The sequence below is a fragment of the Curtobacterium sp. 9128 genome, assembly GCF_900086645.1.
GTDB lineage: Bacteria > Actinomycetota > Actinomycetes > Actinomycetales > Microbacteriaceae > Curtobacterium.
Genome location: NZ_LT576451.1, coordinates 983,099 through 1,008,049 on the forward strand (window position 1 = coordinate 983,099; position 24,951 = coordinate 1,008,049).

Sequence of the window (24,951 nt, forward strand, 5' to 3'; positions counted from 1 at the left end):
TGCCGTCGCGAACGCCGCGGCCGGATCGGGCGGCACGCACACCCCCCTCGCAGAACCACCGTCGGTGGCGACGCGCGTGCGTGCCAGGCAAGTGACCTTGGGTGTGGCCGATCGGCCGCACGGTACTCAACAGGAGGAAACCATGGCAGCAGTGTGCCAGGTGACCGGAGCCACCCCCGGCTTCGGACACAACATCTCGCACTCGCACCGCCGGACGAAGCGCCGCTTCGACCCGAACGTGCAGAAGAAGACGTACTACGTGCCCTCGCTTCGTCGTAACGTCACGCTCACGCTCAGCGCAAAGGGCATCAAGGTCATCGACGCACGCGGCATCGAGTCCGTCGTCAAGGACCTCCTCGCCCGTGGGGAGAAGATCTGATGGCCAAGAAGGGTCAGGACGTTCGTCCGATCATCAAGCTCCGCTCCACGGCGGGCACCGGGTTCACCTACGTGACCAAGAAGAACCGTCGCAACAACCCGGACCGTCTCGTGCTGAAGAAGTACGACCCGGTGGTCCGCAAGCACGTCGACTTCCGTGAGGAGCGCTAAGCATGGCGAAGAAGAGCAAGATCGCGAAGAACAACCAGCGCGCCGAGATCATCGCGCGCTACGCCGACCGTCGTCTCGAGCTGAAGAAGGCCCTCGTGGACCCGAACGGCACGGACGAGTCGCGTGAGGCCGCTCGCGTGGGGCTGCAGAAGCTCCCCCGCGACGCCTCGCCGATCCGCTACCGCAACCGCGACGCCATCGACGGCCGCCCCCGTGGCCACCTCGGTGAGTTCGGCATCAGCCGTGTCCGCTTCCGCGACATGGCCCACCGTGGCGAGCTCCCCGGCATCACGAAGAGCTCCTGGTAAGCACTCGCTTCCCGAACGCCCCGTCACCCTCACCGGTGGCGGGGCGTTCGTCGTCCGCGGGTGGACTCGATTCGCTCTCGGGGGACAAGTTCGTCACATTCGTCACATCTGTCACTCCAGCACCTCAACAACCCCGGAAATCCGGGCGAGTCGGCAGGTTTCGTCTCACCCTGCTGGTAGTTTCAACTCCGGTTCCGCCGGGCTCCGGCCCGCTGGTCCGAAGCACCGGGCAACCGCCCGGGGCAACGGACGCCACGTGCGTCCGACCGATACGCAAGAAGTCCGAGGAGGACATCCAATGGCTGACAAGTCACTGAACCGCACCGAGCTCGTCGCGGCCGTCGCCGCCGAGTCCGGCCAGAGCCAGGCCACCGTCAACGGCGTCGTCGACGCACTCTTCAGCGTCGTCTCGGGCTCCGTCGCCGACGGCACGAAGGTCACGATCCCCGGTTGGATCGCCTTCGAGAAGACGCACCGTGCCGCCCGCACCGGCCGCAACCCGCAGACGGGTGAGGCCATCGAGATCGCCGCGAGCGACTCGGTCAAGGTCAGCGCCGGCTCGAAGCTCAAGGCTGCGGTCAAGTAAGACTGCTCCGGCACGAAGGGGACGGCGTTTCGCCGTCCCCTTCGTCGTTCGTTCTCCACATCTGCCACCGGCGATTCTGCTGGGGGTCTGGCACGCCCGTAGGCTGTCCTGGTGAACCGGATCGCACGTGTCAGCGGCCCAGCCGTGCTCGTGCTGGTCGCGTTCGTCGCGGTCCTCGTCGCGCTCGTGATCGGCGGGGGAGCGAACGCCGCGCTCATCGCCGACCCCGGTGCCGTCGTGCGGTTCGGGCTCCCGATCGCCCGGGTCTTCGTCGACCTGTCCGCCGCCGCCACGATCGGCGGACTCGCCCTCGCCACCGTCGGCCTCTCGCGCACCGCCCCCGAGTGGAACCGGGCGATCGACGTCGCCGCCGCCTCGGCCGGCGTCTGGACGGTCGCCTCGGCCGTCACCACCTTCTTCACCTTCCTGAGCGTCGCCGGGTCGAAGGTCAGCCTCGACGAGCAGTTCGGGCAGTCGATGGGGGTCTTCCTCACCGGTACGGACCTCGGCCTCGCGTGGCTGGTCACCGTCCTCGTCGCCGCCGCGGTCACCGTGCTGTGCTTCGCCGTCCGGTCGCGTGGCATGGTCGCGCTCACTGCCGGCGTCTCGATGATCGGGCTCATCCCACTGGCGCAGCAGGGGCACGCCGCCGGCACGGCCAGCCACGACGCCGCCGTCACGGCCCTCGGGCTGCACCTCGTCGGTGCGGCGCTCTGGATCGGCGGGCTGCTCATGCTGGTCCTCGTCCGGGGTGTCGTCCCCGCCGATCGTCTGGCTCCGCTCGTCGGGCGGTACTCGAGCATCGCGCTCGGGTGTTTCGTGCTCGTCGCCGTGTCCGGCGTCGCCTCCGCACAGATCCGCGTCGGCGCGCTGTCGAACCTGTTCACCCCGTACGGCGTCCTGATCCTCGTGAAGATCGGTGCGATCGTCGCCATGGGGGTGCTCGGCGCGGTGCAACGACGTCGCACGATCTCCTCGCTCGTGTCGACGCCTGCCCGGTCGCGCCCGTTCTGGCTCCTCGTCGTCGTGGAACTCGCGGTGATGGGTGTCGCGTCCGGGTTCGCCGCGGCGCTCGGTCGCACGGCCACCCCGGTCGACCAGATCGCGTTGAGCAAGACCACGAACCCGTCCCCGGCGGAGCTCCTCACCGACGACCTCCTCCCGCACGACCCGGGAACCTGGGGCTGGCTGACGTCCTGGAACATCGACCTGTTCTGGCTGATGGCGTCGGTCCTGCTCGCGGCGACCTACGTGGCCGGGGTCGTCCGCCTGCGCCGTCGGGGCGTCTCGTGGCCGGTCCGCCGGTCGGTGGCCGCCGCGATCGCGATCGTGTGCCTGGTCGTCGCGACGTCCGGCTCCCTGCACGACTACGACCGCTTCCTGGTCTCCGCGAACGTCGGCGCGCACGTGCTGCTCGGGCTCGTCGTGCCCGGGCTCGTCTGGGCGGCGGCGCCCGTGCAGCTCATCCGCGCCGCAGTGCTGCCGCGTGACGACGACAGCACGGGTGTCCGCGAGTGGACGGACGTCTTCGTCGACCACCCGGCCGTCCGGTACCTCGCGCAACCGTTCCCCGCGTTCCTGCTGCTCGCCGGCATCTGGTGGGCCTTCTTCGGCACCCAGGCCCTCCGCTGGTCCACGAGCGACCCGACCGGACGCACCGTGATCGACACGGTGTTCCTGCTCGTGGGGCTCCTGGCCCTCCCGACGCTCCTCACGCCGATCGCCGCTGGTGCGAGGACGCCGTCGTGGCCCGCGTTCCTGGTGCGTGCCGTCGGTGCAGTCGTCGTCGCCGCGGGGCTGGTGTCGCTCGGCATCGCGATGCAGGGGCCACTCGGGCTGCTGCAGGCGTCGTGGTTCGGTGCGATGGGTCGCACGTGGGGCCCTGACCCCCTGGTCGACCAGGCCCGGGGTGGTGTCGTGCTCGTCGTCGCCGGCGTCCTGCTGCTCGTGACGGTGCTCGTCGTCGGGCTCGTGCGAGTGCGGCGGGGCACCGGCGGTGCTGGTCGGCCGCAGCACCCCGCAGTGGACACAGAACCGCGAGGTCCGGAACACGGTTCCGTGCAGGCGGCGGAGCACGACTTCGACGACGTCAGCGCGGACTCCGAGGCGAGCACCCCGTGAGCGTCGAGCTCAGCGCCGAGCAGCGGGCCGTCTTCGAGTACATCGAGTCGACCCGCGACCACGTGTTCATCACCGGCCGTGCGGGTACGGGCAAGTCCACACTGCTGAACCACCTGGCGTGGAACACCGAGAAACAGGTCGTGATCTGCGCGCCGACCGGTGTCGCGGCCCTCAACGTCGGCGGCCAGACGATCCACTCGTTGTTCCGGCTGCCGATCGGGCTCATCGCCGACGCCGAACTGCGTCAGGGACCGGAGACCCGCAAGCTCCTCAACACGATGGACACCCTGGTCATCGACGAGGTCTCGATGGTCAACGCCGACCTGCTCGACGCGATGGACCGCTCGCTCCGCAAGGCCCGCGGGCGTCAGTTCGAGGCGTTCGGCGGGGTGCAGGTCGTCATGTTCGGCGACCCGTACCAGCTGCCCCCGGTCCCTGGTGACGCCGACGAGCGCGCGTACTTCACGGACCACTACCGGTCGTTGTGGTTCTTCGACGCGAAGGTGTGGCTCGAAGCCGAGCTCAACATCATCGAGCTCGCGACCGTGCACCGGCAGCGGGACGACGCCTTCGCCGCGATGCTCACGGCCGTGCGGCACGGGCGGGTCACGGCGGACATCGCGGGTCGCCTGAACGAAGCGGGAGCGCGGCCGGCCCCGGACGACGCCATCACGCTCGCGACCAGGAACGACACCGTCGCGAAGATCAACAAGGCCGCGCTCGACCGGTTGCCCGGCGCCACGAAGACGGCCAGGGCGGACGTCAACGGCGACTTCGGCGGGCGGAACTTCCCCGCCGACGAAGCCCTCGAGCTCAAGCCGGGGGCGCACGTCATGTTCCTCCGCAACGACCCGGACCAGCGTTGGGTGAACGGCACGCTCGGCATCGTGCAGACCATCCGCGACACCGTGTGGGTCGACGTCGACGGGGAGTCCTTCGAGGTGCAGCCGTCGGTGTGGGAGAAGTTCAAGTACTCCTACGACGCGGACAAGAAGGAACTGAAGAAGGACACCGTCGGGGAGTTCCAGCAGTTCCCCCTGCGCCTGGCCTGGGCGGTCACCATCCACAAGTCGCAGGGCAGCACCTACGACCGGGCGGTGGTCGACCTCGGCAACCGGGTGTTCAGCGCTGGGCAGACCTACGTCGCGTTGTCGCGGCTGACCTCGCTCGACGGGCTCTACCTGAGCCGGCCGCTGCGCCCGCAGGACATCATCGTGGACCTCGACGTCCGGCGCTTCATGTCAGAGGCCCCGCGCATCGTCGCCACGCAGCTCGAGGCCCCGAAGGACACGACCGGGTCCTGAGCACGTCGCCGCCGGGCACGTGGTGGTCCGGGTTCGTGGCGGTCCGGGTTCGCGCTGCGCAGGTCGTTGCGCGTGCAACGGGCGACACCACCGTTGTCGTACGACAGCGATTTTGTCGTTCCGAGTCGGTCGGGATGCTTGCGCGTGCAACGGGCGACACCACCGTTGTCGTACGACAGCGAGTCTGTCGTTCCGAGTCGGGTGCCAGCGACCACCCCACCCGCACCTCACACACGACGACGCCCGCCTGCCGAGCGGCAGACGGGCGTCGAGGTGTCGCGGAACGCGTCAGGCAGTAGCCGAGGCGCGCAGCGCGCGGATGTTCTGCTTGTCGGCGCCGAGCGCGGTGAGGAGCAGCACCACGCCGACGATGGCGTTGAAGACGTTGTCGGCGGTGTTCAGCGCGAAGACGTTGGCCGAGGTGTTCACGAACACGAAGCCGTACGCCGCGAGGACGATCAGCACGACGCCCACGAGGAGGTTGACGTTGCGGGACCCGATCGTGTTGCCGAGTCCGACGATGAAGAGCGCCGCGGCGAGGATCGTCCACAGGAACGCGAGTGCCGGGTTCACCTGGAAGGCGTTCCAGAGCATGCCGCCCGAGTCGCCGAAGAACGCGTGGCCACCGTCACCGGCGAAGAAGAAGCCGAGGACACCCCAGATGACGAGCAGGGTACCGACCGTCAGCGCGAGTGCGCGGTTCGGCGATGCGATGATGCTCGGTTCCTTGACGGCCACTTCGGTCTCCTCTTCTTGCGCCACGAGGGTCGTCGTGGCTGACTCCTGCGGCGCGGTGCGTCCAGCGCTGCTGGACACTGCCTGCCGGAACAGGCCGATCGGGCCCTGGTTCCCAGGTTCCGACCGGCGCGACAACGGTATCGTGTCCGACCCCGACCGACCCAATCGGACGGCCGACGATCCGCTCCGGCGACCGCCCGTCCGGAGCGCCGTGACGAGGCGCACCACCAAGCCCGCGACGACGACCCCGAGGAGGACGATCCCCGTGACCCGCACGCCGGAGCGCACAGCGCCCGATCCGCGCGACGACGGGCGCGGACCGAGCGTCTCGCGCCGGTTCCGGTGGGCTGTGCTGTCGGCTCTGGGGTTCGTGATCGTGCCTCTCGTCTACGCGGTCGCCGTGCTGACGCCGCTCGGGCAACGGGTCGAGGACTCCGCGCTCGGCGGGGTCCGGGAGACCGACCTGTTCGGGTCGGACACCGCACTCAACGTCATCTCGGTCCCGGTGATCCTGCTGCTCGTCGTGGTGATCGCCGCCGTCGCGTTCGCACGGAGGCGGCTCGCCGTCGGACTGGCGGCGGGTGTGGTGGTGCTCGCCTCGGCTGGCACCTCCACGCTCCTCAAGCGTATCGCCGTGCGCCCGGAGATCGCCGGGTCCACGACGCCGAACTCGTACCCGTCCGGTCACGCGACGATCGCGATGGCGGCGTTGTTCGCGGTCCTGATGGTCACACCCCGTCGGTTCCGGCCGATCGTGCTGCTCCTCGGAGCCGCGTACGCGGTGTTCGTGGCGAACCAGACGGTGGTCTACGGCTGGCACCGGGTGAGCGACATCGTCGGCGCATGTGCGGTCGCCCTGTTCTGGGTGGGGCTGGTCCGTGCCGTCGGGCCCGTCGTCGACCGTGGTGCGCGTGGAGACCGGGACGGCCGGAGGGGTCCCCGCCGCGTGGTGACGGCGGTGCTGCTGGTCTCGACGGGGGTGACGCTCGCCGTGGGGATCGCCGCGCTCGTGCTCGCGGTGACGAACGGCAGCGGGCACGACCACGACGCGATGCTCGTCGCGGGGCGGATGGCGTCCTCGGTGAGCGTGCTCCTCGCGGTGACCGCGGTGTGGCTCGCGGACGGCATGCACCACACCGCCCCCACGACGAACACCAAGGGGTTGCCCGCACCCGTCTGAGCACGCCGTGTCACAGCCCGGTAACGCGTCGGTTGGCGGCTGCGCTTTCCGACTAGCGTCGTCGGCGTCAGCGGTGTCGGGACCCGCCGCGGACGAGGGGAAGCATGCGGGCGCAGCACACCGCGGGGACGACACGTCGCCGCCAGCGGACGCTCGCCGCTGCGCTCGGATTCGTCCTCGCGATCGCAGCCGAGGTCATCCCGAGCGCCCCCGCGAGCGCGATGACCCAGGTCGGCCCCGTGCCGTCCGGTGTGCCGGGCACGCAGGTGGTCGCGACCGTCCAGAACCAGACGGGCGGCACCGGCAACTGGACGATCACCGCGCCACCGGAGACCCGCATCACCGCCGCCGCGACCAAGCCGGGGACCGGCCTCGCGCCGTTCACCTGCACGCCGTCCGCAGACGGCGCGTCCGCCGCGTGCGGGAACCTCTTCTGGGGAGCACCCAACACCGTCGACGTCCAGCTCGTGATCGACGCGGACGCAACGCTCGGTACGAAGACCGGTAGCTCCGCCATCGTCCCGGTCGATCCAGCGGCACCGTACTCGATCACCGTCGTCGCGCCGGCGGCCCCCGGCGCCCCGACCATCACCGCACCCGCCGCCGGCAGCGAGTCCATCGCGACCCAGCCGACGATCACCGGCGCGAAGACGGCCGGGAACGCCGCGACCGTCACGCTCGACGACCAGGCCCCGTGCACGATCCCGGCCGACGCCGCCACCACATGGAGCTGCCCGGCTCCGAGCGAGCCGCTCACCGTCGGCCAGCACACGGTCACCGCCACGCAGGCCGACCGGTTCGGCCAGACCTCCCCGGTCGCGACGAGCACCTTCACCGTCCTCGCGTCGGCAACGTTCTCGATCACCCAGTCCGGCGCGACCGAGCTCTTGCCGACCCGTGAGGCGACGCACACGATCACGATCGACAACACGGGCGACGGCGAGGCGAGGGACGTCACCTTCACCGCGGACCTCGGCGGCTTCCCGGCGACCGTGTGCACGGTCGACGGCGCCGCGGTGGACTGTTCGGCGCTGCCCGGCGGGGTCGCGCTGGGGACACTTGCGCCTGGTGCCTCGGTCGTGGTGACCGTCACGGGGGCAGCGCCGGCGGGAACGGCTCCCGGCACGACCTACGCGATCGCGACCAGCACGGTGTCGAGCACCGACCCGGACTCCCCGGTCGCGTCCTCCGCGACGCTCGAGGTCGTCCCGCTCAACGCCCCGGTCTTCACCTCGCCGACCGCTGGGTCGGTCACGACGAACGCGACCCCGGTCATCCGCGGCGCACAGGCGGTCGAGGATGCCGTGGTCACGGTCTTCCAGGGCCCCACCGCGATGTGCACGGCGACCGCGGACAGCGCGGGCCTGTGGTCCTGCACGCCGTCGCCGCGGTTCGCGTACGGTGCGGTGAACATCACCGCCTCGCAGACGTACGGCGGCATCACCTCGGAACGCGCGACGCTCGACTTCACGGTCCGGCAGACACCGGTCACGCCGGCTCCGCCGACGACCCGGCCTGGAGGCTCGGCTCCCGTTCCCGGGGCGCCCTCGGCTCCGGCAGGCGGCGGCTCCACCCCGACGGGCGGGGCCGGCGGGTCCGGCGCCTCCGCCGGGTCCGGCGCGGACGGCAGCGGCGGGAACGCCGGCGCGGGTGCCGGGTCGGCAACGCCCTCCACACCAGCGGCCCCTCCGTCGAGCGCCCCGTCGAGCGCCCCGGGGAGCGGCTCCGGTGGCGGCGGCTCCGGCTCGGGTGGCGGGAACGGCGCCGGCACGAGCAACGGTGCGCTCCCGATGGACCTGCGGTTCGGGACGCAGCGGATCATGCCCGGCACGGCAGCCGACATGCGCGGCACGCTCGGGCCGAACGCCTCCGGTGCCACCGTGGCGATCACGTTCTCGGCCCGCATGAGCACCGGCATGGTCTACCGGAACGTCGACGTCGAGGTCGACGAGCAACCGGTCGACTGCTCGGTGGCGACGACGACGTTCTCGTGCCTGATCCCGCTCGACCCCGGCGAGCAGGCCGACGTGGCGATCCGGGTGTTCGCCGACGCCGTGAACGCTCCGGACACCGCCGTGCAGCAGATCCAGGTGGCGTCGAACCGGTCGTCGCAGGCCAACGCGATGACGGTGACGACCGCGGTCGCGAAGGGCGAGACCGAGGCGTCCCAGCTCGCCGACCAGATCACCACGTTCAACGTCACCGAGTTCCCCGGCGCGATGGTGCCGCTCCTCGCGATGCTGCTCTTCGCGCTCGCCGCCACGGTGGCGGGCCGTCGGGCGACCGGCGGGAGCCCCACGGCCCCGGTGGCGACCGGCCCACCTCCGGGAGCCGACCCAGCGGGCGGCACCACAGCCTCCAGTCCGATCCGACCTGACGACCAGTCCGGGAGCAACCGATGACGCAGACGACCGAAGCCCCGCCGGAACGGCGCACCCGACGCAACCCCGCGCCGATCATCCTGCTGGTCGCGGTGGTGCTGCTGGCGGTGTACTACGTCGTGATCGGGCTCTCCGGAGCCCTGAAGACCACGACGACCGTGCCGGTGTCCGGGCCGAACGACCGGACCGGCAACTCCATGTCGCTGCGGATGAGCGTGCAGGACGTCGACCTGTCGAACCGGGTGATGCAGGCGAACGTGCTGCCGATCCCGCACGGGGACTTCGTCGGCGACAAGGCCGGTGAGATCTCGGAGCCGTTGCGCATCGAGGTGTCGAGCGGCGGCGTGACCACGAGCGTCGTGACGTTCCCCGGCCAGTCCGTGGTGGACGCGACCTCGTTGACGTTGACGCTCGACCGCGGTGACACCTCGTACCCGTTCGACCAGCCGTTCGCGAACTTCCAGCTCAGCGTGCAGAACGACGACACCGGTCGAGCGGTCCCCTTCCAGGTCGACATGTCGAACTCCGCGCGACCGTGGAACATGCAGGCCGAGCGCTCCGGTGCCGAGCAGCAGGACGGGCGCACCCTGGTCCCGATGCAGATCGACGGACACCGCGACGCGCTGAGCATCGTGATCGTGTCGTTCTACATCCTCGCGATCCTGTTCACGACGCTGATGGCGGTCGTCACGGTCGGCAGTGCGATCCTCCGGCGGAGGCTCGAGTTCGCGAACGTGATCTGGCTGAGCGCGACGCTGCTGTCGTTCCCGGCGCTGCGGTCCGCGATGCCGGGTGCGCCGCCGATCGGGACGACGCTCGACTTCGTGTTCCTGTTCCCGTGTCTGGCGCTCGTCGCGATCATGTTCGTCTGGACGGGCGCGTACCTGCTGTGGCGCGAGTCGAAGGTGCTGCGCGGCAGGGTGATCGAGGACGACGCCTAGTCGCGCTGCCCCTCCGCGGGCTGCGGCTCGTCGGCGTGGTGCAGGGTCCGGAGGATCCGCCGGGCGATCCGTGCTTCCTCGTCGGAACCGAGCTCGTCGCGCACGGCACGGACGGACAGCCCGAGGATCTCGGCGATCTCGGACGGCGCGACGTTGAGCTCGGTGAGCCGTGCGACCAGGGCGTCGCGGTCGTCGGCGACGGCCTCCTCGAGCGCCCGGGCCTCGGCGCGCATCGCCCGCGCTCGCTCGCTCGCACAGCGGACGGCGGCGATGCGGGAGGCGGTCGAGGGGTCGCCGACGACGAACTCGATGCGCGGGGTCTCGCCCGCGAAGTCGTGGACCATCGTGCGGTGCTGGACGACGACGTCGTCGAGCCACGCGCCGTGGTGTTCGATCGCCGGGTAGTCGACGCAGCGCAGCACCCATTCGTCGTCGACGAGTGCGGCTGTCGAGGTGATGGTCGTCACGGTGGAACCTCGTCCTGATCAGCGAACCTGGTGAGGGGTTCCGGTTCGACGCTACGCGGATCGGCGGGCTCCCGCGGTCCGCAGTTCGGCGGACAGGAGCGGGCCGCTGCCCGGTCGCGGGCGGGCCCGCCGCTCGGTCGTGTGGCGGGCCCGCTGCTCGCGGGAATACCGTGTGGTGCGCTACGTTGTACCCGGCAGTTCGATGCAAACGCATTGATCTCACGGAAGGCGGCATCATGCAGTTCGGCATCTTCACGGTCAGTGACGTCACGACCGACCCGACCACGGGGACCACTCCGGACGACACGCAGCGCGTCCGCGACATCATGACGATCGCCGAGCACGCCGACCAGGCCGGGCTCGACGTCTTCGCCACGGGTGAGCACCACAACCCGCCGTTCGTCGCGTCCTCGCCGACGACGATGCTCGGCTACCTGGCCGGACGGACGAAGCACATCACGCTCTCGACGTCGACGACCCTCATCACGACGAACGACCCGGTGCGCATCGCCGAGGAGTACGCGATGCTCCAGGTGATCTCCGACGGCCGCATGGACCTGATGATGGGCCGAGGCAACACCGGCCCGGTCTACCCGTGGTTCGGGCAGGACATCCGGCAGGGCGTGAACCTGGCGATCGAGAACTACGCGCTGGTCCGCCAGCTCTGGGAGAACGAGGTCGTCAACTGGCAGGGCAAGTTCCGCACGCCGCTGCAGGGCTTCACCTCGACGCCGCGTCCGCTCGACGGTGTTGCGCCGTTCGTCTGGCACGGCTCGATCCGCACGCCCGAGATCGCGGAGCAGGCCGCCTACTACGGCGACGGCTTCTTCCACAACAACATCTTCTGGCCGATCGAGCACACCGCGCAGATGGTCGGGCTCTACCGGCAGCGCTTCGAGCACTACGGGCACGGTGCCGCGAACCAGGCGATCGTCGGGCTCGGCGGGCAGTTCTTCGCGCGCAAGAACTCGCAGGACGCCATCGCCGAGTTCCGCCCGTACTTCGACAACGCCCCGGTCTACGGGCACGGGCCGTCGATGGAGGACTTCACCGAGCAGACCCCGCTGACCGTCGGGTCGCCGCAGCAGGTCATCGACCGGTACGCGGCGATGAAGGACAGCGTCGGGCACTACCAGCGCCAGCTGTTCCTCGTCGACCACGCGGGCCTGCCGCTCAAGACGGTCCTCGAGCAGATCGACATCCTCGCGTCGGACATCGTGCCGGAGCTCCGCAAGATCAACGACGAGGGGCGCCCGGCAGGCGTGCCGTCGAACCCGCCGTCGCACGCGGAGCGTGTCGCCGCCGCCCGCGCAGCGGGCACGGTCGGCACCGACCACGTGGCCGCTGTCGACGAGTGGACCGGAGCGTCGGTCTGATCGCACCATCCGCATGACGGGAGGCCCGGTGCCAGCTGGCACCGGGCCTCCCGTCCGTCGGTGGTTCCCACCCATGTCACGTGCGGTGGGAAGCCGAATCGCGCGTAGGAGGTCGGAAGAACCGACCTCCTACGCGCGATTCGACTTCCTACGCGCGATTCGACCGGGCGGGGAGGCGGGCGAAGCGGAGGAGGCGGGCGCGGGGGCGGGCGCGACCGGGCGGGCCGGCAGGAGCTTCAGGCCGACGACGCAGCCGACGATGCCGGCGATGAACACCAGGCGGAGCACCGTGACGGGCTCGGCGCCGGTGGCCATGCCCCAGAGCACCGTGAGCGCAGCGCCGGTCCCCGTCCACACCGCGTACGCCGTGCTGATCGGGATGTGCTTCAGGACGTAGCCGAACGCGACGAGGCTGATCACGATCGTGATCGCGAAGACGATGGTCGGCTCGAGCCGGGTGAAGCCGTGACTCTGGCCGAGCGCGGTCGCCCAGACGGTCTCGAGCGCGGCACTGACGAAGAGGACGATCCAAGCCATCTAGCTCACCACCTTGAGTCCGACGACGCAGGCCACCAGGCCGAGCACCAGGGCGACCCGGCCGAACGACGCTGCTTCCTGCTTCCGGGCGATCGCGACGAGCACCGTGAGCGACGCACCGATGCCGACCCACACCGCGTAGGCCGTGCCGACCGGGATCGCCGTCATCGCGTACGCCAGGCCGGCCATGCTCGCGGCCATGCCGAGGACGAAGACGATCGTCGGCACCACCTTCTTGAACCCGTTCGACGCGCCGAGTGCGGTGGCCCACACCGCTTCGAGCACGCCGGAGAGGACCAGGACGATCCAGGTCATGACGCTTCCCTTCCGATAGTCGCACGACTGTGCGACACGACCTTTCTAGCACGAGTCGTACAGTCGTGCCAGAATGATCGGGTGACGCGCAGCATCGACCTCGAGGAACGGCGCCGCACCGTGTCCGAAGCCGCCTGCCAGGTGCTCGCGCGCGACGGCCTCGGCGCGCTGAGCGTCCGGAACGTCGCGGCCGAAGCCGGACTCCCGCCGAGCACCGTCCGCTACGTGTTCCCGACGCAGGCGAGCGTCCGGGAGCACGCGCTGAACCTCGTCTTCGACGGCACCGCCGCCCGCATCGACGCGCTGTCCGCCTCGCTCGGTGGCACGGACTTCGCGCACGCGGTCCTCGTGGAGCTGCTGCCCCTCGACGAGGAGCGCCGCATCGAGCTCGACGTGTACCTCGCCCTCGGGACGGCGGCCCTGACGGACCCCGAGCTCCGTCCGTTCCACGACCGGGTCGTCGACGAGATGCGGCAGTGGTGCGTGCGGATCCTCGACGCGGTCGGCGTCCCCGCGGCGGACACCGAGTACGAGACGCAGCGGCTGCACGCCCTGGTGGACGGGCTCGCGCTGCACGTGGTGCGGCTCGACCCCGCTGGCGACGCCACGTGGGCGATCGACCTGCTCGACCGCCACGTCGCTGCGCTGGCCGCGGGCTGAGGCCGGCCGGCCACGCTCGTCGCCTATCCTGAGCCGGTGACGACGCGCACCACCACGCCGCCGCAGCAGCGTGCCCGGACCCGCACCGGCCCCGGTCTCGTGCTGCTCGCCGTCGTCGTGCTGCTCGGGATCCGGCTCGCCACCCCGGCCGTCGGCACCGCCGGGCTCCCCGACGTCGTGCAGGACTTCCTCACGCTCGCGATCAGCGTCGTCGTGGAGTCCCTGCCGTTCGTCGTGCTCGGCATCGTGCTGTCGATCGTCGTCGAGGTGTGGGTCCCGCACGGCGCCCTCGAACGCATCCTGCCGAGTCGCCCGATGCCCCGTCGCGCGGTGATCTCCCTGATCGGCATGCTCTTCCCGGTGTGCGAGTGCGGCAACGTCCCCCTCGCCCGCGGCCTCATGCTCCGCGGGTTCACCCCGGCCGAGGCGGTCACGTTCCTCGTCGCGGCCCCGATCCTCAACCCACTCGTGATCGTCAGCACCGCGCAGGCGTTCGGCTGGTCCGGGTGGATCCTCCCCGTCCGCATCGTCGGTGGCTTCGTGGTCGCGAACCTCGTCGGCTGGATCGTCGCAGCGCACCGACGTCCCGCCGACCTGCTGCTCCCGGCGTTCGAGGCCCGCTGCCGCGCCGCGGTCGGTGCCACCGCCCCGACCAACCGCTGGCGTGAGAGTGCAGCCCAGTTCGGCGGGGAGACCGCCACGATGATGCCGGCGCTCTTCGTCGGCGCCGGGCTCGCGGCGGCGATCCAGGTCGCGGTGCCGCGGAGCACCCTCGTCGCGATCGGGTCGAACCCGGTGCTGTCCGTGCTCGCGATGATGCTCCTCGCGATGACGGTGTCGCTCTGCTCGAACGTGGACGCCTTCTTCGCGCTGTCCTTCGCCTCGACGTTCCTGCCCGGTTCGATCACGGCGTTCCTCATCATCGGGCCGATCATCGACGTCAAGATGATCGCCCTGCTCCGCACGACGTTCCGCGCCCGCTTCCTCGTGCTGCTCGCCGTCGTGTGCGTCCTGTTCGCCCTCGCCGTGGGGTTGGTGATGAATGTCCTCGTCTGAATCGCGGAAGCCCGCGTACCTCGGCCTCGGCTCCGTCCTCGCGGTCGCGCTCTGCACCCTCTGGCTCGCCGTCGCCGGGCACCTCGACCTGTACATCAACCCCCGCTACGCGGTCTTCACGATCGTGCTCGCGGCCGTCGCCGTGCCGGCGTCGATCGCGGGGCTCGTCGTGGTCGCGCGGGGAGCCGGTCACACGCACGACCACGCGGGTCCGGACGACGCACCGGTCGCCCGGCCTGGAGGCTCGGCTCGGCTCGTGCGCGCCACGCTCGGTGGCATCGCGGCCGCGATCACGATCGGGGTCACCGTGGCCATGCTGGTCCTGCCCCCGGCGACGCTGTCGGCGCGGACCGCTCAGCAGCGGAGTGTCGACTCCGCGACGCTGTCGAACGCCACCGGGTCCGGCACCGTGTCGCTCCTCGGCAGCGAGTCGGTCGACACGTCCGGGTACGGCGTGAAGGACTGGGCAGCGCTCATCCGGCAGACCACCGACACGAGCTCCCTCGTCGGCAAGCGGGTCACTCTCACCGGGTTCGTCGTCCCCGGATCGGACGGCTCGTTCACCCTCACCCGCTTCGTGATCAGCTGCTGCGCCGTCGACGCACAGCCGGTCGGCCTCGGCGTGACCACCGACGGCACCGTCCCGGCCGAGAACGAGTGGGTGACCGTCACGGGGGCCCTCGCCGCGAACCCCGACCAGTCCGCCGACGCCCGGATCGTCATCAAGGCCGCCACCGTCAAGCGGGTCGACCAGCCGAGGGACCCGTATGAGTACTGAGTCAGAACCGCGCCGCCCGGTCGCGCACCGGTTCCGGCGGCGGTTCACGGCCGTCGTGCTCGTGCTCGTCGTGGTGGCGGCGCTCGCCGCGGTCGTCGGGTCGCAGCAGGGCCCGCGGCTGAAGTCGGTGTCCTACGACGCGAGCGGCATCGTCTCCCGTCCGGCGCAGCGTGTGATCATCACGGCGAACCAGGCGCTCCAGAAGGTGTCCGCGGACGACGTCCGGGTCTCGCCGGCAGCGGCCCACACCGTGACGTCGAGCGGCAACACCGTCGCCGTCGAGTTCGCCGGCCCGCTCGCCTACGACCGGTCGTACACGGTGACCGTCGCCGGCGCGCGGGCACCGGGACAGCGTGCGACCGCCGACCTCCGCGCGACGATCCGCACCGGGACCACCGACGTGCTCGCCCTCGTCCCGGGCACCGACGGCGCGAAGGACCGCATCGTGCGCCGGTCGCTCGACGCATCGGGCGCGACGAGCGTGTACCAGGGGACGGGCATCACCGAGTACATCCGCCTGAGCCGGTTCCTCGTCGTGCTGAGCGACTCCGACGTCGGCGACTCCCGGATCGACGTCGTGACGCTGCGGAACGGCGTGGAGGACCCCGACGCGCCGGTCGAGCACCTCACGCTCCCGACCTCCGAAGGACACGCGAGCGCGTTGCACGCCGCAGACGACGGCGCGTCCTTCGGGTTCCAGTACGCGGACACGTCGTCGGGGCAGTCGAAGGACGTCGGGCTCTACGTCGTCGACATGACGGGCACCCACATGCCCCAGGCGATCGCGGCCGACGGCAAGCCCACCACCGGAGCCGTCCCGATGACCGTCAGCCAGTGGGCGTACGTCCCGCGCACCGAGACCGCCCTGGTCCGCACGGCGACCGACGAGCTGTTCCTCGTCGACATGAGCGGGCGCGCCGACCTCGTGCGGCTCGGCTCCGCCACCTACCTGCACGGCTTCGTCGGCACCGGCACCACCGCGGTCGTCGAGTCCGGCACCGGGATCGAACGCGTGGACCTGACCGACGGCAAGCGGACCGCGATCGTCGCACCCGCCGCGAGCACGGACGCGCAGTACCTCGGTCGGATCGCCCAGTTGACGGACGACACGTACCTGCGCACGGTGGGCGACGTCCGGGGTGACGGGACGATCGCCAGCCGCATCGTGCGCGTGGACGGGAGCCGAGCCTCCCGGCTGCCCGTCACCATCCCGGACGACGCGAGCCTGACGGCGGTCTGCCCGTCGCCGAACGGCCAGTTCGTCGCGGTCGCGACGAAGTCGCCGACCGGAGCGCTCGTCAGCATCGTCGATGCGACGTCCGGGGCGCTCGAGGCGAGCACCGTCGGTGAGGACGTCGACTGGTGCGGCGCGCTGCCGAGCGGCGACGAGGTCGGATAGCGTCGAGCTCGATGCATGCAGCGGTCGTCGAGCGGTGGGTCGCCGGGTGGGCCCGGTCGCGGTCGATGCCGTTCGAGGCGGACGGCAGCGGCTGGCACGTCACCGTCGGCGCGGAGACCCGGCTGGACGAGTACGTCGTCGCGGAGCCGTCCGGCGTCGAGGCGCTCCGGCTCGCCCGTGCTGTGGCGCCGCGGTCCACGAGCTGGCTCACGGTCGTCGGCGGGATCGCCCCGGACGCGCTGGCCGCACTCGGCTCGCTCGACCGGATGGCCAGGCCGGGCACCGTGATGGAGGCTCGGCTCGCGCCCGTCGGGATGCCGGCGGACGTCGTGGTGGACACGGTCGACGGGGTGGCGTTCCTACGGATCGAGGTGGACGGGGTCCGCGCTGCGCGCGGCCAGGTCGCGCTGGTCGGCCGTGACGCGGTGTTCGACTGCATCGAGACCGAGGAGCCGTACCGACGGCGGGGCCTCGGTGGGCAGATCGTGGCCGGTCTGACGGCGTGGGCGGTGTCGCACGGCGCGGACACCGGGCTGCTGGTGGCCTCGGACGAAGGCCGTGCGCTCTACCGAACCGTTGGCTGGCGCGACGTGGCCCCGGTGGTGACCTACCGAGGCTTCGCGTGAGTCCCGCGGGCGTCGGCGCCCGAGGGGTGGCACTTCCGAGCGTGGTAAGCGGAATCGCGCGTAGGCGGTCGGCTTTCCCGACCTCCTACGCGCGAATCGACTTCCGATCGCACCCGTCATGGGTGCGAACGGACTACGCCAGCGTCGCCGCGTCGATGACGAAGCGGTAGCGGACGTCCGAGTTCAGGACGCGCTCGTAGGCCTCGTTGATCTGGTCGGCGCTGATGAGCTCGGTCTCCGGGAGGATCCCCTTCTCGGCGCAGAAGTCGAGCATCTCCTGGGTCTCGCGGATGCCGCCGATGGCCGAACCGGCCCAGCTGCGACGGTGTCCGATGAGCGAGAACGCGGGGACCTCGAGGGGCTCGGCCGGGGCGCCGACGTTGACGATCGTGCCGTCGACGGCGAGGAGGCCCAGGTAGGCGCCCATGTCGATCTTCGCCGACACCGTGTTGATGATCAGGTCGAACGAGCTGGCCAGCTGCTCGAAGGTCGCAGCGTCCTTCGTCGCGTAGTGCGCCTTCGCGCCGTAGCGGAGCGAGTCGGCTTCCTTCGACGTGGTCTGCGACAGGACGGTGACCTCGGCGCCCAGGGCGACGGCGATCTTCACGGCCATGTGGCCGAGGCCGCCCATGCCGACGACGGCGACGCGCTTGCCGGGGCCGGCCTTCCAGTGGTGCAGCGGCGAGTAGGTCGTGATGCCAGCGCAGAGCAGCGGCGCGACCTTCTCGATGTCGAGCGACTCGGGGACGCGGAGGACGAAGTCCTCGTTCACGACGACGGCCTGCGAGTACCCGCCCTGGGTGATCGAACCGTCTGCCGGGTCGACGCCCGCGTAGGTCTGGATGTTGCCCTTGAGGCAGTACTGCTCCTCGCCGGCGACGCAGTTCTCGCACTCGCCGCAGGAGTTCACCATGCAGCCGACGCCGACGCGGTCGCCGACCTTGTGCTTCGTGACGTCCTCACCGACGGACGAGACGTGGCCGACGATCTCGTGACCGACGACCTGCGGGTACTGGATGGGGCCCCACTCGCCGCGGACGGTGTGGATGTCCGAGTGGCAGATGCCGGCGTAGGCGATGTCGATCTCGACGTCGTTCGGGCCGAGGTCACGACGGGTGATCGTGGTCTTGACGAGCGGTTCGGTGGCGGACGGTGCCGCGTACGCGTTGACGGTGCGCAATGGTCTCCTCGTGGGGTTGACGTCGGGCCGCTTCCGGCCCGACCACAATCGTGCCCGCTGGAGCGCTCCCGTGGGGGGTACCGACAGGGCACCCCGGAGGGGGAACACCGAGTGCTCGTCCAGAACACGCACGCCCTTCGACAGCGCCCGATCGGGACCGTACGGTTGCTGTACCGAGTCGAAACGAATCCGTCGTCACGATGCCGTCCGCGTCCTGCGGATCCCTGGCACAGCGGAGCGACCTCGGGAGACACCGGGCCAGTGGCCCACGAAGGGCTGGTCCTGATGACCGCCACATCCGCATCCCTGCCGTCCCACGAGTGGCACCGCCGAGGCCTCCGTTCCCCGTCCGAGATCGCCGCACTCGTCGAGGCGCGCCTCGGCCACCCCGTGCTCGCGGTCGTCGACGAGCCCACCTACGCCGACTTCCTCCGGGCCCCCGCCGCCTGACGCCGGCGCCCGGGCCCGTGTGCCGGCCCGCCGGGCCGGCCGGGCGTTCCGCGAAAGCGACACCCTCCCGCCGAAGTCCCGCGGCAATCTGTCGCTTCCGCGGCACTGACCGCGGGTCAGGCCATGCGAGCCAGGCGCTGCCCCGCGATCCGGGCGAAGCGCAACGGGTCGGCCAGCGCGTCCGACGGTGAACCAGTGGTCTGCGTGGCGATGACGGTTAGGGAAGCACCCGCGTCCCAGTCGTCGAGCGGAGCGTCGATCGCCCCCGCGACGAGCATCCGCCGACGTCCTGCAGCGAGCGAGGCCACGACCGACGGCACCTTGCCCACGGCACTCTGCCCGTCGTAGCGCCCCTCACCCGTCACCACGACGTCGGCGGTCGCGATGGCACCGGGGAGCCCGAGCACCGAGGCGACCCCGGACGCCCCACCCACGAGCGTCGCGCCCCACACCAGCAGCCCGAATCCGGCACCTCCCGCGGCACCCGCTCCTGGCGTGGACGGGTCGACGTCCGGGAACCGCGCGGCCCACGCCGTCAGTCGTTCCTCGTGCACGGGAACGCGCGACGGGGTGATGCCCTTCTGCGGACCGAACACCGCCGCAGCACCGGACGGCCCGAGCAGGGGTGATGTGACGTCGGTCAACACCGAGACCCCGAGCGGCGGCAGCGGGCGGAACGACCCGTCGGGGAGCGTCAGCGCGGACAGCAGTCCCTCGCCCCCGTCGGTCGACGCGCTCCCGCCGATGCCGAGCACGAGCCCGGTCGCCCCGGCGTCGAGCGCTGCGGCGATCGCCTGCCCGAAGCCGATCGTCTGCGCGGTGTCCGGCTGCAGCGTCGTCAGCAGCGGGAGCCCGCTCGTCGCCGCGAGCTCGACGACCGCACGTCCGTCGGACAGCGCCAGCCAGGAGGCGTCGACGGGGTCGCCAGCCGGCCCCGTCACGGTGATCGGCACGCGGCGGGCATCGGGGAACGCGGTCGCGAAGGCGTCGAGCGTGCCCTCTCCGCCGTCCGCCATGGGCATGAGCGTGAGGGTGTCGTCCGGGCGCTCCGATGCCCACCCCTCGCCGATCGCGGCGGCGACGGCGGCCGCGGTGGCGGTCCCCTTGAACGAGTCAGGAGCGATCACGACGTGCACGCGACCACCGTAGCGGTCGTGTCGCGGACTCAGGCCAGCGCGAACCTCGGGTGCGGAGCGCCGCCGGTCGCCAGGTCCGCGAGCATCTCCCCGAGGAGCGGCGCGAACTTGAAGCCGTGACCGGAGAAGCCCGTCGCGACGGTGATCGGCCCGCGACGGTCCATCACGAAGTCGTCGTCGGGGGAGTTGTCGTACAGGCAGCTGATCGGCGAGGGCTCGGTCGGATCGACACCTGGCACGAAGCGCGCGACGTACGCCTGCAGCCGCTTGAGCTCCTCCGGCACCGCGGTGAAGTCCCGCGCGTCCGGGTCGACGACCGGCCCGGTGCCGTGGAACCCGACCTTGACGCCCTCGCCCGGTGTGAGCAGTCCGTACACGTCCCCGCCGTCGAGCGGGTAGTGCACGAAGCTCGGCCAGGCGTCGTCCGCCAGGTGGCTGGGGAAGTGGGCCGGCTGCTCCTGGGTGACGCGGATGGCCGGGAGGCTCGCCCCGCGTGCCGCGAGCAGGTCGCCGACCAGCGCGGGAGCCCACGACCCCGCGGCCGCGACCACGGACCGGGTCGTCGTCCGCAGGACCGTTCCGTCTGGCTCGGTGGACGAGATGGTGACCGTGTCGCCGTGGTCCTCGATCCCGGTGACCCTGGTGTCGAACCGGAGTTCGGCGAGGCCGGTCCGCTCGGCGAGCGTGAGGAAGACCTCGATCGCGTCGGCGGAACGGATCCGGCCGGCGGTGGCGTGCGCGAGGACGTGCCCCTCGAAGGCGAGCCCGGGCCACCGTGCTGCTGCGGCCTCCTGGGTCAGGGTCTCGTGGGGGATGCCGGCGTCGGACAGCGCCGCGGCGATCGCGTCGACGACCTCGGGCCGACCGTGGTCGACGGCACCGGTCCGGTCGAGCAGCGTCTCGCCGCTCGCGGTCTCGAGCGCGTCCCATCGTTCGAGTGCGCGCGTGGTGAGCGCGACGTACTCAGGGTCTGCGTACCCCTGCCGGAAGATCCGCGTCGCGCCGTGGGACGAGCCGAGGTGGTGTCCGCGACCGTGCTGCTCGAGGAGCAGGACGCGCTCGCCGCGGGTCGCGAGGGCGTGGGCGGTCGCGGCGCCGACGACCCCGCCGCCGATGACGACGTGGGTGGTGGTCTGGTCCGAGGACATCTCCAGATCGTATGCGCTGGCCGCGACGGCCTCGATATCGTCGAGGACACTGAGACAAGGGTGGAGGGTCCGAAGTGAGCATGCAATCCGCGCTCCGGCGTGCACGACAGGTGGTCGCGGCCACGATGAACCCGGCGATCCCGGCGGACCGGTTCGAGTGGGTCGGTCCCGACGGGGCGGTCGACCGTGAGATGTTGTCGGAGACCAGGGAAGCGATCGAGCTCCTCCTCACCGACCGGGCTGTCCTGCACGTCGGACGGATCAGTGATCTGCCGATCGAAGTCAACAAGCGTCGAGAACTCTCCAACGCCATCGTGCGCACCGCGTTCGATCGGTTGCCGAGCCGGCGCAGCATCAACGAGGAGACGCTGAACGCCGCACTCGCGATGTTCGTCGAGGACGTCGCGCTCGTCCGCCGCGACGCCGTCGACTCCGGCATGCTCGTCCGCTCCCAGGACGGCTCCGCCTATCACCTCGAAGGACAGTGAAGAAACATTCTGTTGCGTCTTGCACCACGGTGGACAGACCGGTATGTTCATCCGCAATCGGCGGTTCGACCGGGCCGCCGAGTCGCACAGAGAGAGGAAATTCACATGAACTCGAACCTGTTCAGCGCCGCAGAGCGCAAGGTCGGAGCGACCCGTCAGGCTGGTGGGTACGGTCCCGGAATCGCGATCGACGCCCCTGCTGCACCGGTTACCGACGCTCACTGAGAGCTTCTGAGGAGAGCCCCGCGGGCAACCGCGGGGCTCTCCTGCTGTGAGGAACGATGAACTCGCTCGACACCATCCACGCCGAACTGGCCGGCATCTCGACGTTCCCGGGAGTTGCTTCCGAAGTCTTCGGTCGGGATCACCCGACCGAGCCGGGTCTCCGGGTCGCCTGGGCGCAGTCCGTCGATGCCCCGCAAGTCTGCGATGACTGCCTCGACCGGAAGGTCGCGCTGCTGTTCGATTCGCCGCACGCGCGACGATCGACGATCAGGCCCGAAGAACTCGACGGCATCGTTTCCCAGAGCGCGTCGCGTGGAATCGGCCTGGCGGTCACGAACATCGACGTGGCGCAGAGCTGGTCGCTCCTCGCCCCGTGGCCTGACTGCCGTCGTTGCGAACCTGCGATCACGCACCTGGTTGCCCCTGCGCCGACCGCCAACGCCGGGGATGACGACGGCGCGGTGTCTGGGAACGGGCTCCCACGGCGAGGAACGGCTCGCGACTTCGCGTCACGTCATCGGGGCCTCTTCGGCTTCGCCTCCGTCATGCTCAACCCGTCGTTCGACGACGCCGGCGGCCTGTACACGGTGGACACCGGGATCTTCCTCGGGACCCCGACGGCGTACGCGCCCGTCGGGGGGAAGGGTGACACCATCGACCAGGCGCTCGCGAGCTGCGTGGGTGAAGGGATCGAGCGGTACTACATCGCCACACGAGCGCGGCCGAGCCGGACGGAACCGATCCGTTCCTTCGCCGATGCGTCGTGGCGAGACGCGAAGGACTTCACAGGAGCGACGATCCCGGTTGATCCGGAAGCGCTGATCGAGGTCAGGACGCTCGAGCCCCTCGACGGCCTCGAGCCGATGACCCTCCCGGAATCCCTGGTGCGGGCACCCTACACCCCTCCGTCCGCTGGGGTGGTGGTCCCCACAGCGAGCAGCACGACCGGAGCGGCTGCTGGAGGCACGATCGGTGAAGCGACGCTCCAGGGCATCTTCGAGCTCCTCGAACGCGACGCTTTCTGGTTCGCGGCGCGGACAGGACTCCCGCTCGTGTCCGTCGATCCGAACCCGGTGTCGGAACTGCTTGCGTCGGTCCGACGGCTTCACGATGTCGACGTCGTCCTCCGGTGGATCCCGAACCCGCTCTCGCTTCCCATCGCGCACTGTGTCCTGGCGGGTCGGAAAGCGAACCCGATGGCAGCTCGTGGCATGGGTGTTTCGCCTTCTCCTGCGCACGCACTGCGCAAGAGCATCCTCGAGGCCATCCAGATGTGGCGATCCCTCGCGACTGGCGTCGACGTCGATCCTTCCGAGACCGACATGCGTTCTCTCTGGTGGTCCGGGCGAGCGCGAGAACGGTTTCCGGCGTTCTTCGGAGACACCGAGTCTGCTCGAGAGATCTCGCACTGGGGAAGCGATCTTGGCCCGGTGGCAGCCGAGGAGACGCTCGACGCCCTCGTCGACCATGCCGCTTGCTGTGGGCTGCGCTTCGCCCGCGCCGTCCTTGCCGACGAGCCGGGTCACAGCGTCGTCCGGTGCGCCAGCGACCGGATCCTCCCGCTCGACGACTTGTACTTCCCGTTCCTGCACCGATTCGATGAGTGGGAGCGGGTGAGCGGGCACGAGGCGATCGTCGACTACCGCGGCCCGTTGTTCATGTGAACGCGGTGAGACGGACCGGGATCGGGATCTGGCTCTTCCTGGGGTTCAGCGGGATCGGCATCGGCTGCTTCAGTGTCCTGGACAACTTCTACTTCCGGAGCCTGGGCTACTCCGTCGCCGTGATCGGCGCGCTCACGGCGACGTTCAACATCTCCCTTGCGGTCGCGGAACTCCCATCGGCGGTCGTTTTCGATCGACGGTCACACTGGGCGGCGATCCAGATCGGCAACGCGATCCGTCTCGTCGGACTCGTCCTCTTCTTCCTCGCGCTCGGTCCCGTCGGGGACTTTCTCGGTGAGGGGCTCGCCGGGATCGGCGCGGCAGCGATGAGCGGCACATCGGTCGCGTACATGCTCAACCGGCTCGGCGCGGTCGACTCCCACGAACGACGACGGGTGATGGGCTTCTCGGTCGCGTTGGGCGCGGCGACGTCGCTTGCGGGCGGTGCGCTCGGCCTCGCTGGCTACGCCATCGCGCCCAGGATGATCTGGGGCCTGGGCGCTCTGTGGATTGCAGTCGCCGGAGTGGTCTTCTTCGTCGGGCGTCCGAGGACGTCGACCGTCGCCTCACGCCAGGTGGAACCCCTGAACGCGTACGTCCGGGGGCTCATCGATGTCGGTAGGCACCCGCGGGCCTGGCTCGCGATCACGGCTGACGCGGCACTGGTCGGTCCACTGCTCCTCTGGCAACTCCGGTTGGGGGCGACCGACATCTCCGCCGTCTTCCTCGGTTTCGCTGTGATGAAGGTCGCAGGCCTGCTCGGGGGTCAGCTCCTCGGACATCGGCGGGTCGGAACCCGGGTGCTCCTCGCATGCCTGGCAGGCAACATCGTGTCGGTCGTGGGTTTCGCTGCCGCCAACGAGGTGGCGGTCATCGTCGGGTTCTTCGGAATCCACGTCCTGCTCCAGATCGCAGTGAGCGTGTACTGCCGATCCGAGCTGCACGCGGTGGTGGACGACTCGCGACGCGCCGGCGCGAGCTCGGTCGTCTCCCTGCTGGGGTCCCTCGTCAGTGGGATCGCTGCGCTCGTCGTCGGGCACATCGCGGACGTGTCCGGCGCACTGCCCGCGATGATCCCCAGCATCACCTTGTACGCGACGGTTGCGGTCCTGACGATCACGACAGCACGGACGCAACAACGCTGAGCTGCACCGGAAGACCGATTCGGCCCGAGCCCCGTCGAGAAGAGGCACGTACTGTCATGCCAGGTGGTCAGTGGAGCGAGTGACGGGAATCGAACCCGCGCTACCAGCTTGGGAAGCTGGAGTTCTACCATTGAACTACACTCGCGTGCCCGCTCGGCGGGACTCGACAACCATACCGGATTCTCGCCTGGAA

General features: G+C 70.4%; 26 protein-coding genes and 1 tRNA gene. 19 read left to right on the top strand and 8 right to left on the bottom strand.

Features of this window, described 5'->3' with window-relative positions:
• The first annotated feature begins 142 nt into the window (after window positions 1–142).
• The 6 genes from rpmB to QK288_RS05015 all read left to right on the top strand — a co-directional run bounded on the left by rpmB (window position 143) and on the right by QK288_RS05015 (window position 4,868).
• On the top strand, window positions 143–379 hold the full coding sequence (rpmB, locus tag QK288_RS04990) for a 50S ribosomal protein L28 (RefSeq protein WP_022903747.1): 237 nt from the start codon (window positions 143–145) through the stop codon (window positions 377–379).
• The gene (gene rpmG, locus QK288_RS04995; RefSeq protein WP_056123557.1) at window positions 379–549 is read left to right on the top strand and encodes a 50S ribosomal protein L33; all 171 of its coding nucleotides are present in this window, start codon (window positions 379–381) and stop codon (window positions 547–549) included. Before rpmB ends, rpmG begins: the two co-directional genes overlap by 1 nt.
• 2 nt (window positions 550–551) lie before the next feature.
• Entirely contained in the window at window positions 552–857 is a 306-nt protein-coding gene (rpsN, locus tag QK288_RS05000; protein WP_071299872.1) for a 30S ribosomal protein S14, read from the top strand.
• Between the two features lie 298 nt (window positions 858–1,155).
• On the top strand, window positions 1,156–1,443 hold the full coding sequence (locus QK288_RS05005) for an HU family DNA-binding protein (protein WP_022908191.1): 288 nt from the start codon (window positions 1,156–1,158) through the stop codon (window positions 1,441–1,443).
• A 111-nt stretch (window positions 1,444–1,554) separates the two neighbouring features.
• Entirely contained in the window at window positions 1,555–3,564 is a 2,010-nt protein-coding gene (locus QK288_RS05010; RefSeq protein ID WP_281266707.1) for a cytochrome c oxidase assembly protein, read from the top strand.
• Window positions 3,561–4,868 (top strand): AAA family ATPase, encoded by a 1,308-nt coding sequence (locus QK288_RS05015; protein ID WP_281266708.1) that lies wholly within the window; start codon window positions 3,561–3,563, stop codon window positions 4,866–4,868. Before QK288_RS05010 ends, QK288_RS05015 begins: the two co-directional genes overlap by 4 nt.
• Before the next feature lie 288 nt (window positions 4,869–5,156).
• Here QK288_RS05015 and QK288_RS05020 read toward each other — a convergent pair whose 3' ends face one another.
• Entirely contained in the window at window positions 5,157–5,606 is a 450-nt protein-coding gene (locus QK288_RS05020) for a DUF4383 domain-containing protein (RefSeq protein ID WP_281266709.1), read from the bottom strand.
• 211 nt (window positions 5,607–5,817) lie between these two features.
• On the opposite strand from QK288_RS05020, the gene QK288_RS05025 reads away from it, so the two are divergent.
• The 3 genes from QK288_RS05025 (at window position 5,818) to QK288_RS05035 (ending at window position 10,108) form a co-directional block, all read left to right on the top strand.
• Window positions 5,818–6,786, top strand: coding sequence for a phosphatase PAP2 family protein (locus QK288_RS05025; protein ID WP_281266710.1), 969 nt, complete (start codon window positions 5,818–5,820; stop codon window positions 6,784–6,786).
• 104 nt (window positions 6,787–6,890) lie between these two features.
• The gene (locus tag QK288_RS05030; protein ID WP_281266711.1) at window positions 6,891–9,188 is read left to right on the top strand and encodes an Ig-like domain-containing protein; all 2,298 of its coding nucleotides are present in this window, start codon (window positions 6,891–6,893) and stop codon (window positions 9,186–9,188) included.
• The gene (locus tag QK288_RS05035; RefSeq protein ID WP_281266712.1) at window positions 9,185–10,108 is read left to right on the top strand and encodes a DUF4436 family protein; all 924 of its coding nucleotides are present in this window, start codon (window positions 9,185–9,187) and stop codon (window positions 10,106–10,108) included. Before QK288_RS05030 ends, QK288_RS05035 begins: the two co-directional genes overlap by 4 nt.
• Here QK288_RS05035 and QK288_RS05040 read toward each other — a convergent pair.
• Window positions 10,105–10,575, bottom strand: coding sequence for a hypothetical protein (locus tag QK288_RS05040; RefSeq protein WP_281266713.1), 471 nt, complete (start codon window positions 10,573–10,575; stop codon window positions 10,105–10,107). The two genes, QK288_RS05035 and QK288_RS05040, sit on opposite strands and share 4 nt — an antisense overlap.
• 236 nt (window positions 10,576–10,811) lie before the next feature.
• Between QK288_RS05040 and QK288_RS05045 the strand changes: the two genes are divergently transcribed.
• Window positions 10,812–11,951 (top strand): CE1758 family FMN-dependent luciferase-like monooxygenase, encoded by a 1,140-nt coding sequence (locus QK288_RS05045; protein ID WP_281266714.1) that lies wholly within the window; start codon window positions 10,812–10,814, stop codon window positions 11,949–11,951.
• A 129-nt stretch (window positions 11,952–12,080) separates the two neighbouring features.
• On the opposite strand, the gene QK288_RS05050 is transcribed toward QK288_RS05045, so the two are convergent.
• Window positions 12,081–12,488, bottom strand: coding sequence for a multidrug efflux SMR transporter (locus QK288_RS05050; protein WP_281266715.1), 408 nt, complete (start codon window positions 12,486–12,488; stop codon window positions 12,081–12,083).
• Window positions 12,489–12,803 (bottom strand): multidrug efflux SMR transporter, encoded by a 315-nt coding sequence (locus QK288_RS05055; RefSeq protein ID WP_281266716.1) that lies wholly within the window; start codon window positions 12,801–12,803, stop codon window positions 12,489–12,491. It lies immediately after the preceding gene.
• Between the two features lie 81 nt (window positions 12,804–12,884).
• Here QK288_RS05055 and QK288_RS05060 point away from each other — a divergent pair, with 81 nt between their 5' ends.
• Genes QK288_RS05060 through QK288_RS05080 form a run of 5 tightly spaced genes read left to right on the top strand, consistent with a single transcriptional unit; the run spans window position 12,885 to window position 17,322 of the window.
• Window positions 12,885–13,463, top strand: a complete 579-nt coding sequence (locus QK288_RS05060) for a TetR family transcriptional regulator C-terminal domain-containing protein (RefSeq protein WP_281266717.1) — start codon at window positions 12,885–12,887, stop codon at window positions 13,461–13,463.
• A 36-nt stretch (window positions 13,464–13,499) separates the two neighbouring features.
• Entirely contained in the window at window positions 13,500–14,519 is a 1,020-nt protein-coding gene (locus QK288_RS05065; RefSeq protein ID WP_281266718.1) for a permease, read from the top strand.
• The gene (locus QK288_RS05070; RefSeq protein ID WP_281266719.1) at window positions 14,506–15,297 is read left to right on the top strand and encodes a TIGR03943 family protein; all 792 of its coding nucleotides are present in this window, start codon (window positions 14,506–14,508) and stop codon (window positions 15,295–15,297) included. Before QK288_RS05065 ends, QK288_RS05070 begins: the two co-directional genes overlap by 14 nt.
• Window positions 15,287–16,696, top strand: a complete 1,410-nt coding sequence (locus QK288_RS05075) for a hypothetical protein (protein ID WP_281266720.1) — start codon at window positions 15,287–15,289, stop codon at window positions 16,694–16,696. The genes QK288_RS05070 and QK288_RS05075 overlap by 11 nt, the downstream gene beginning before the upstream one ends.
• 11 nt (window positions 16,697–16,707) lie before the next feature.
• The gene (locus tag QK288_RS05080; protein WP_281266721.1) at window positions 16,708–17,322 is read left to right on the top strand and encodes a hypothetical protein; all 615 of its coding nucleotides are present in this window, start codon (window positions 16,708–16,710) and stop codon (window positions 17,320–17,322) included.
• A gap of 133 nt (window positions 17,323–17,455) precedes the next feature.
• Here QK288_RS05080 and QK288_RS05085 read toward each other — a convergent pair whose 3' ends face one another.
• Window positions 17,456–18,502, bottom strand: coding sequence for an NAD(P)-dependent alcohol dehydrogenase (locus tag QK288_RS05085; RefSeq protein WP_281266722.1), 1,047 nt, complete (start codon window positions 18,500–18,502; stop codon window positions 17,456–17,458).
• 285 nt (window positions 18,503–18,787) lie between these two features.
• Between QK288_RS05085 and QK288_RS05090 the strand changes: the two genes are divergently transcribed.
• Window positions 18,788–18,952: a hypothetical protein gene (locus QK288_RS05090; protein ID WP_281266723.1), complete on the top strand. Its 165-nt coding sequence runs from the start codon at window positions 18,788–18,790 to the stop codon at window positions 18,950–18,952.
• A gap of 116 nt (window positions 18,953–19,068) precedes the next feature.
• Here the strand turns inward: QK288_RS05090 and QK288_RS05095 are convergent, their stop codons facing one another.
• The gene (locus QK288_RS05095) at window positions 19,069–20,088 is read right to left on the bottom strand and encodes a glycerate kinase (RefSeq protein WP_281266724.1); all 1,020 of its coding nucleotides are present in this window, start codon (window positions 20,086–20,088) and stop codon (window positions 19,069–19,071) included.
• Between the two features lie 29 nt (window positions 20,089–20,117).
• On the bottom strand, window positions 20,118–21,236 hold the full coding sequence (locus tag QK288_RS05100; protein WP_281266725.1) for an FAD-dependent oxidoreductase: 1,119 nt from the start codon (window positions 21,234–21,236) through the stop codon (window positions 20,118–20,120).
• Between the two features lie 80 nt (window positions 21,237–21,316).
• On the opposite strand from QK288_RS05100, the gene QK288_RS05105 reads away from it, so the two are divergent.
• The 3 genes from QK288_RS05105 to QK288_RS05115 all read left to right on the top strand — a co-directional run bounded on the left by QK288_RS05105 (window position 21,317) and on the right by QK288_RS05115 (window position 24,758).
• Window positions 21,317–21,724 (top strand): DUF2087 domain-containing protein, encoded by a 408-nt coding sequence (locus QK288_RS05105; protein ID WP_281267660.1) that lies wholly within the window; start codon window positions 21,317–21,319, stop codon window positions 21,722–21,724.
• Window positions 21,725–22,494: 770 nt separating this feature from the next.
• Window positions 22,495–23,613 carry a YcaO-like family protein gene (locus QK288_RS05110; RefSeq protein WP_281266726.1) on the top strand — a complete coding sequence of 373 codons (1,119 nt, stop codon included), beginning with the start codon at window positions 22,495–22,497 and terminating at the stop codon, window positions 23,611–23,613.
• Between the two features lie 5 nt (window positions 23,614–23,618).
• Window positions 23,619–24,758 (top strand): hypothetical protein, encoded by a 1,140-nt coding sequence (locus QK288_RS05115; protein ID WP_281266727.1) that lies wholly within the window; start codon window positions 23,619–23,621, stop codon window positions 24,756–24,758.
• Between the two features lie 71 nt (window positions 24,759–24,829).
• Here QK288_RS05115 and QK288_RS05120 read toward each other — a convergent pair.
• Window positions 24,830–24,903 (bottom strand) — tRNA-Gly (locus QK288_RS05120).
• Window positions 24,904–24,951 lie beyond the last annotated feature (48 nt).

What these genes read in the sequence shown, in the direction of transcription:
- rpmB (WP_022903747.1), top strand. Translation starts at nt 143, where the DNA reads ATGGCAGCAGTGTGCCAGGTGACCGGAGCCACCCCCGGCTTCGGACAC.
- rpmG (WP_056123557.1), top strand. Translation starts at nt 379, where the DNA reads ATGGCCAAGAAGGGTCAGGACGTTCGTCCGATCATCAAGCTCCGCTCC.
- rpsN (WP_071299872.1), top strand. Translation starts at nt 552, where the DNA reads ATGGCGAAGAAGAGCAAGATCGCGAAGAACAACCAGCGCGCCGAGATC.
- QK288_RS05005 (WP_022908191.1), top strand. Translation starts at nt 1,156, where the DNA reads ATGGCTGACAAGTCACTGAACCGCACCGAGCTCGTCGCGGCCGTCGCC.
- QK288_RS05030 (WP_281266711.1), top strand. Translation starts at nt 6,891, where the DNA reads ATGCGGGCGCAGCACACCGCGGGGACGACACGTCGCCGCCAGCGGACG.
- QK288_RS05035 (WP_281266712.1), top strand. Translation starts at nt 9,185, where the DNA reads ATGACGCAGACGACCGAAGCCCCGCCGGAACGGCGCACCCGACGCAAC.
- QK288_RS05045 (WP_281266714.1), top strand. Translation starts at nt 10,812, where the DNA reads ATGCAGTTCGGCATCTTCACGGTCAGTGACGTCACGACCGACCCGACC.
- QK288_RS05050 (WP_281266715.1), bottom strand. Translation starts at nt 12,488, where the DNA reads ATGGCTTGGATCGTCCTCTTCGTCAGTGCCGCGCTCGAGACCGTCTGG.
- QK288_RS05055 (WP_281266716.1), bottom strand. Translation starts at nt 12,803, where the DNA reads ATGACCTGGATCGTCCTGGTCCTCTCCGGCGTGCTCGAAGCGGTGTGG.
- QK288_RS05070 (WP_281266719.1), top strand. Translation starts at nt 14,506, where the DNA reads ATGTCCTCGTCTGAATCGCGGAAGCCCGCGTACCTCGGCCTCGGCTCC.
- QK288_RS05075 (WP_281266720.1), top strand. Translation starts at nt 15,287, where the DNA reads ATGAGTACTGAGTCAGAACCGCGCCGCCCGGTCGCGCACCGGTTCCGG.
- QK288_RS05080 (WP_281266721.1), top strand. Translation starts at nt 16,708, where the DNA reads ATGCATGCAGCGGTCGTCGAGCGGTGGGTCGCCGGGTGGGCCCGGTCG.
- QK288_RS05090 (WP_281266723.1), top strand. Translation starts at nt 18,788, where the DNA reads ATGACCGCCACATCCGCATCCCTGCCGTCCCACGAGTGGCACCGCCGA.
- QK288_RS05100 (WP_281266725.1), bottom strand. Translation starts at nt 21,236, where the DNA reads ATGTCCTCGGACCAGACCACCACCCACGTCGTCATCGGCGGCGGGGTC.
- QK288_RS05105 (WP_281267660.1), top strand. Translation starts at nt 21,317, where the DNA reads ATGCAATCCGCGCTCCGGCGTGCACGACAGGTGGTCGCGGCCACGATG.
- QK288_RS05110 (WP_281266726.1), top strand. Translation starts at nt 22,495, where the DNA reads ATGCTCAACCCGTCGTTCGACGACGCCGGCGGCCTGTACACGGTGGAC.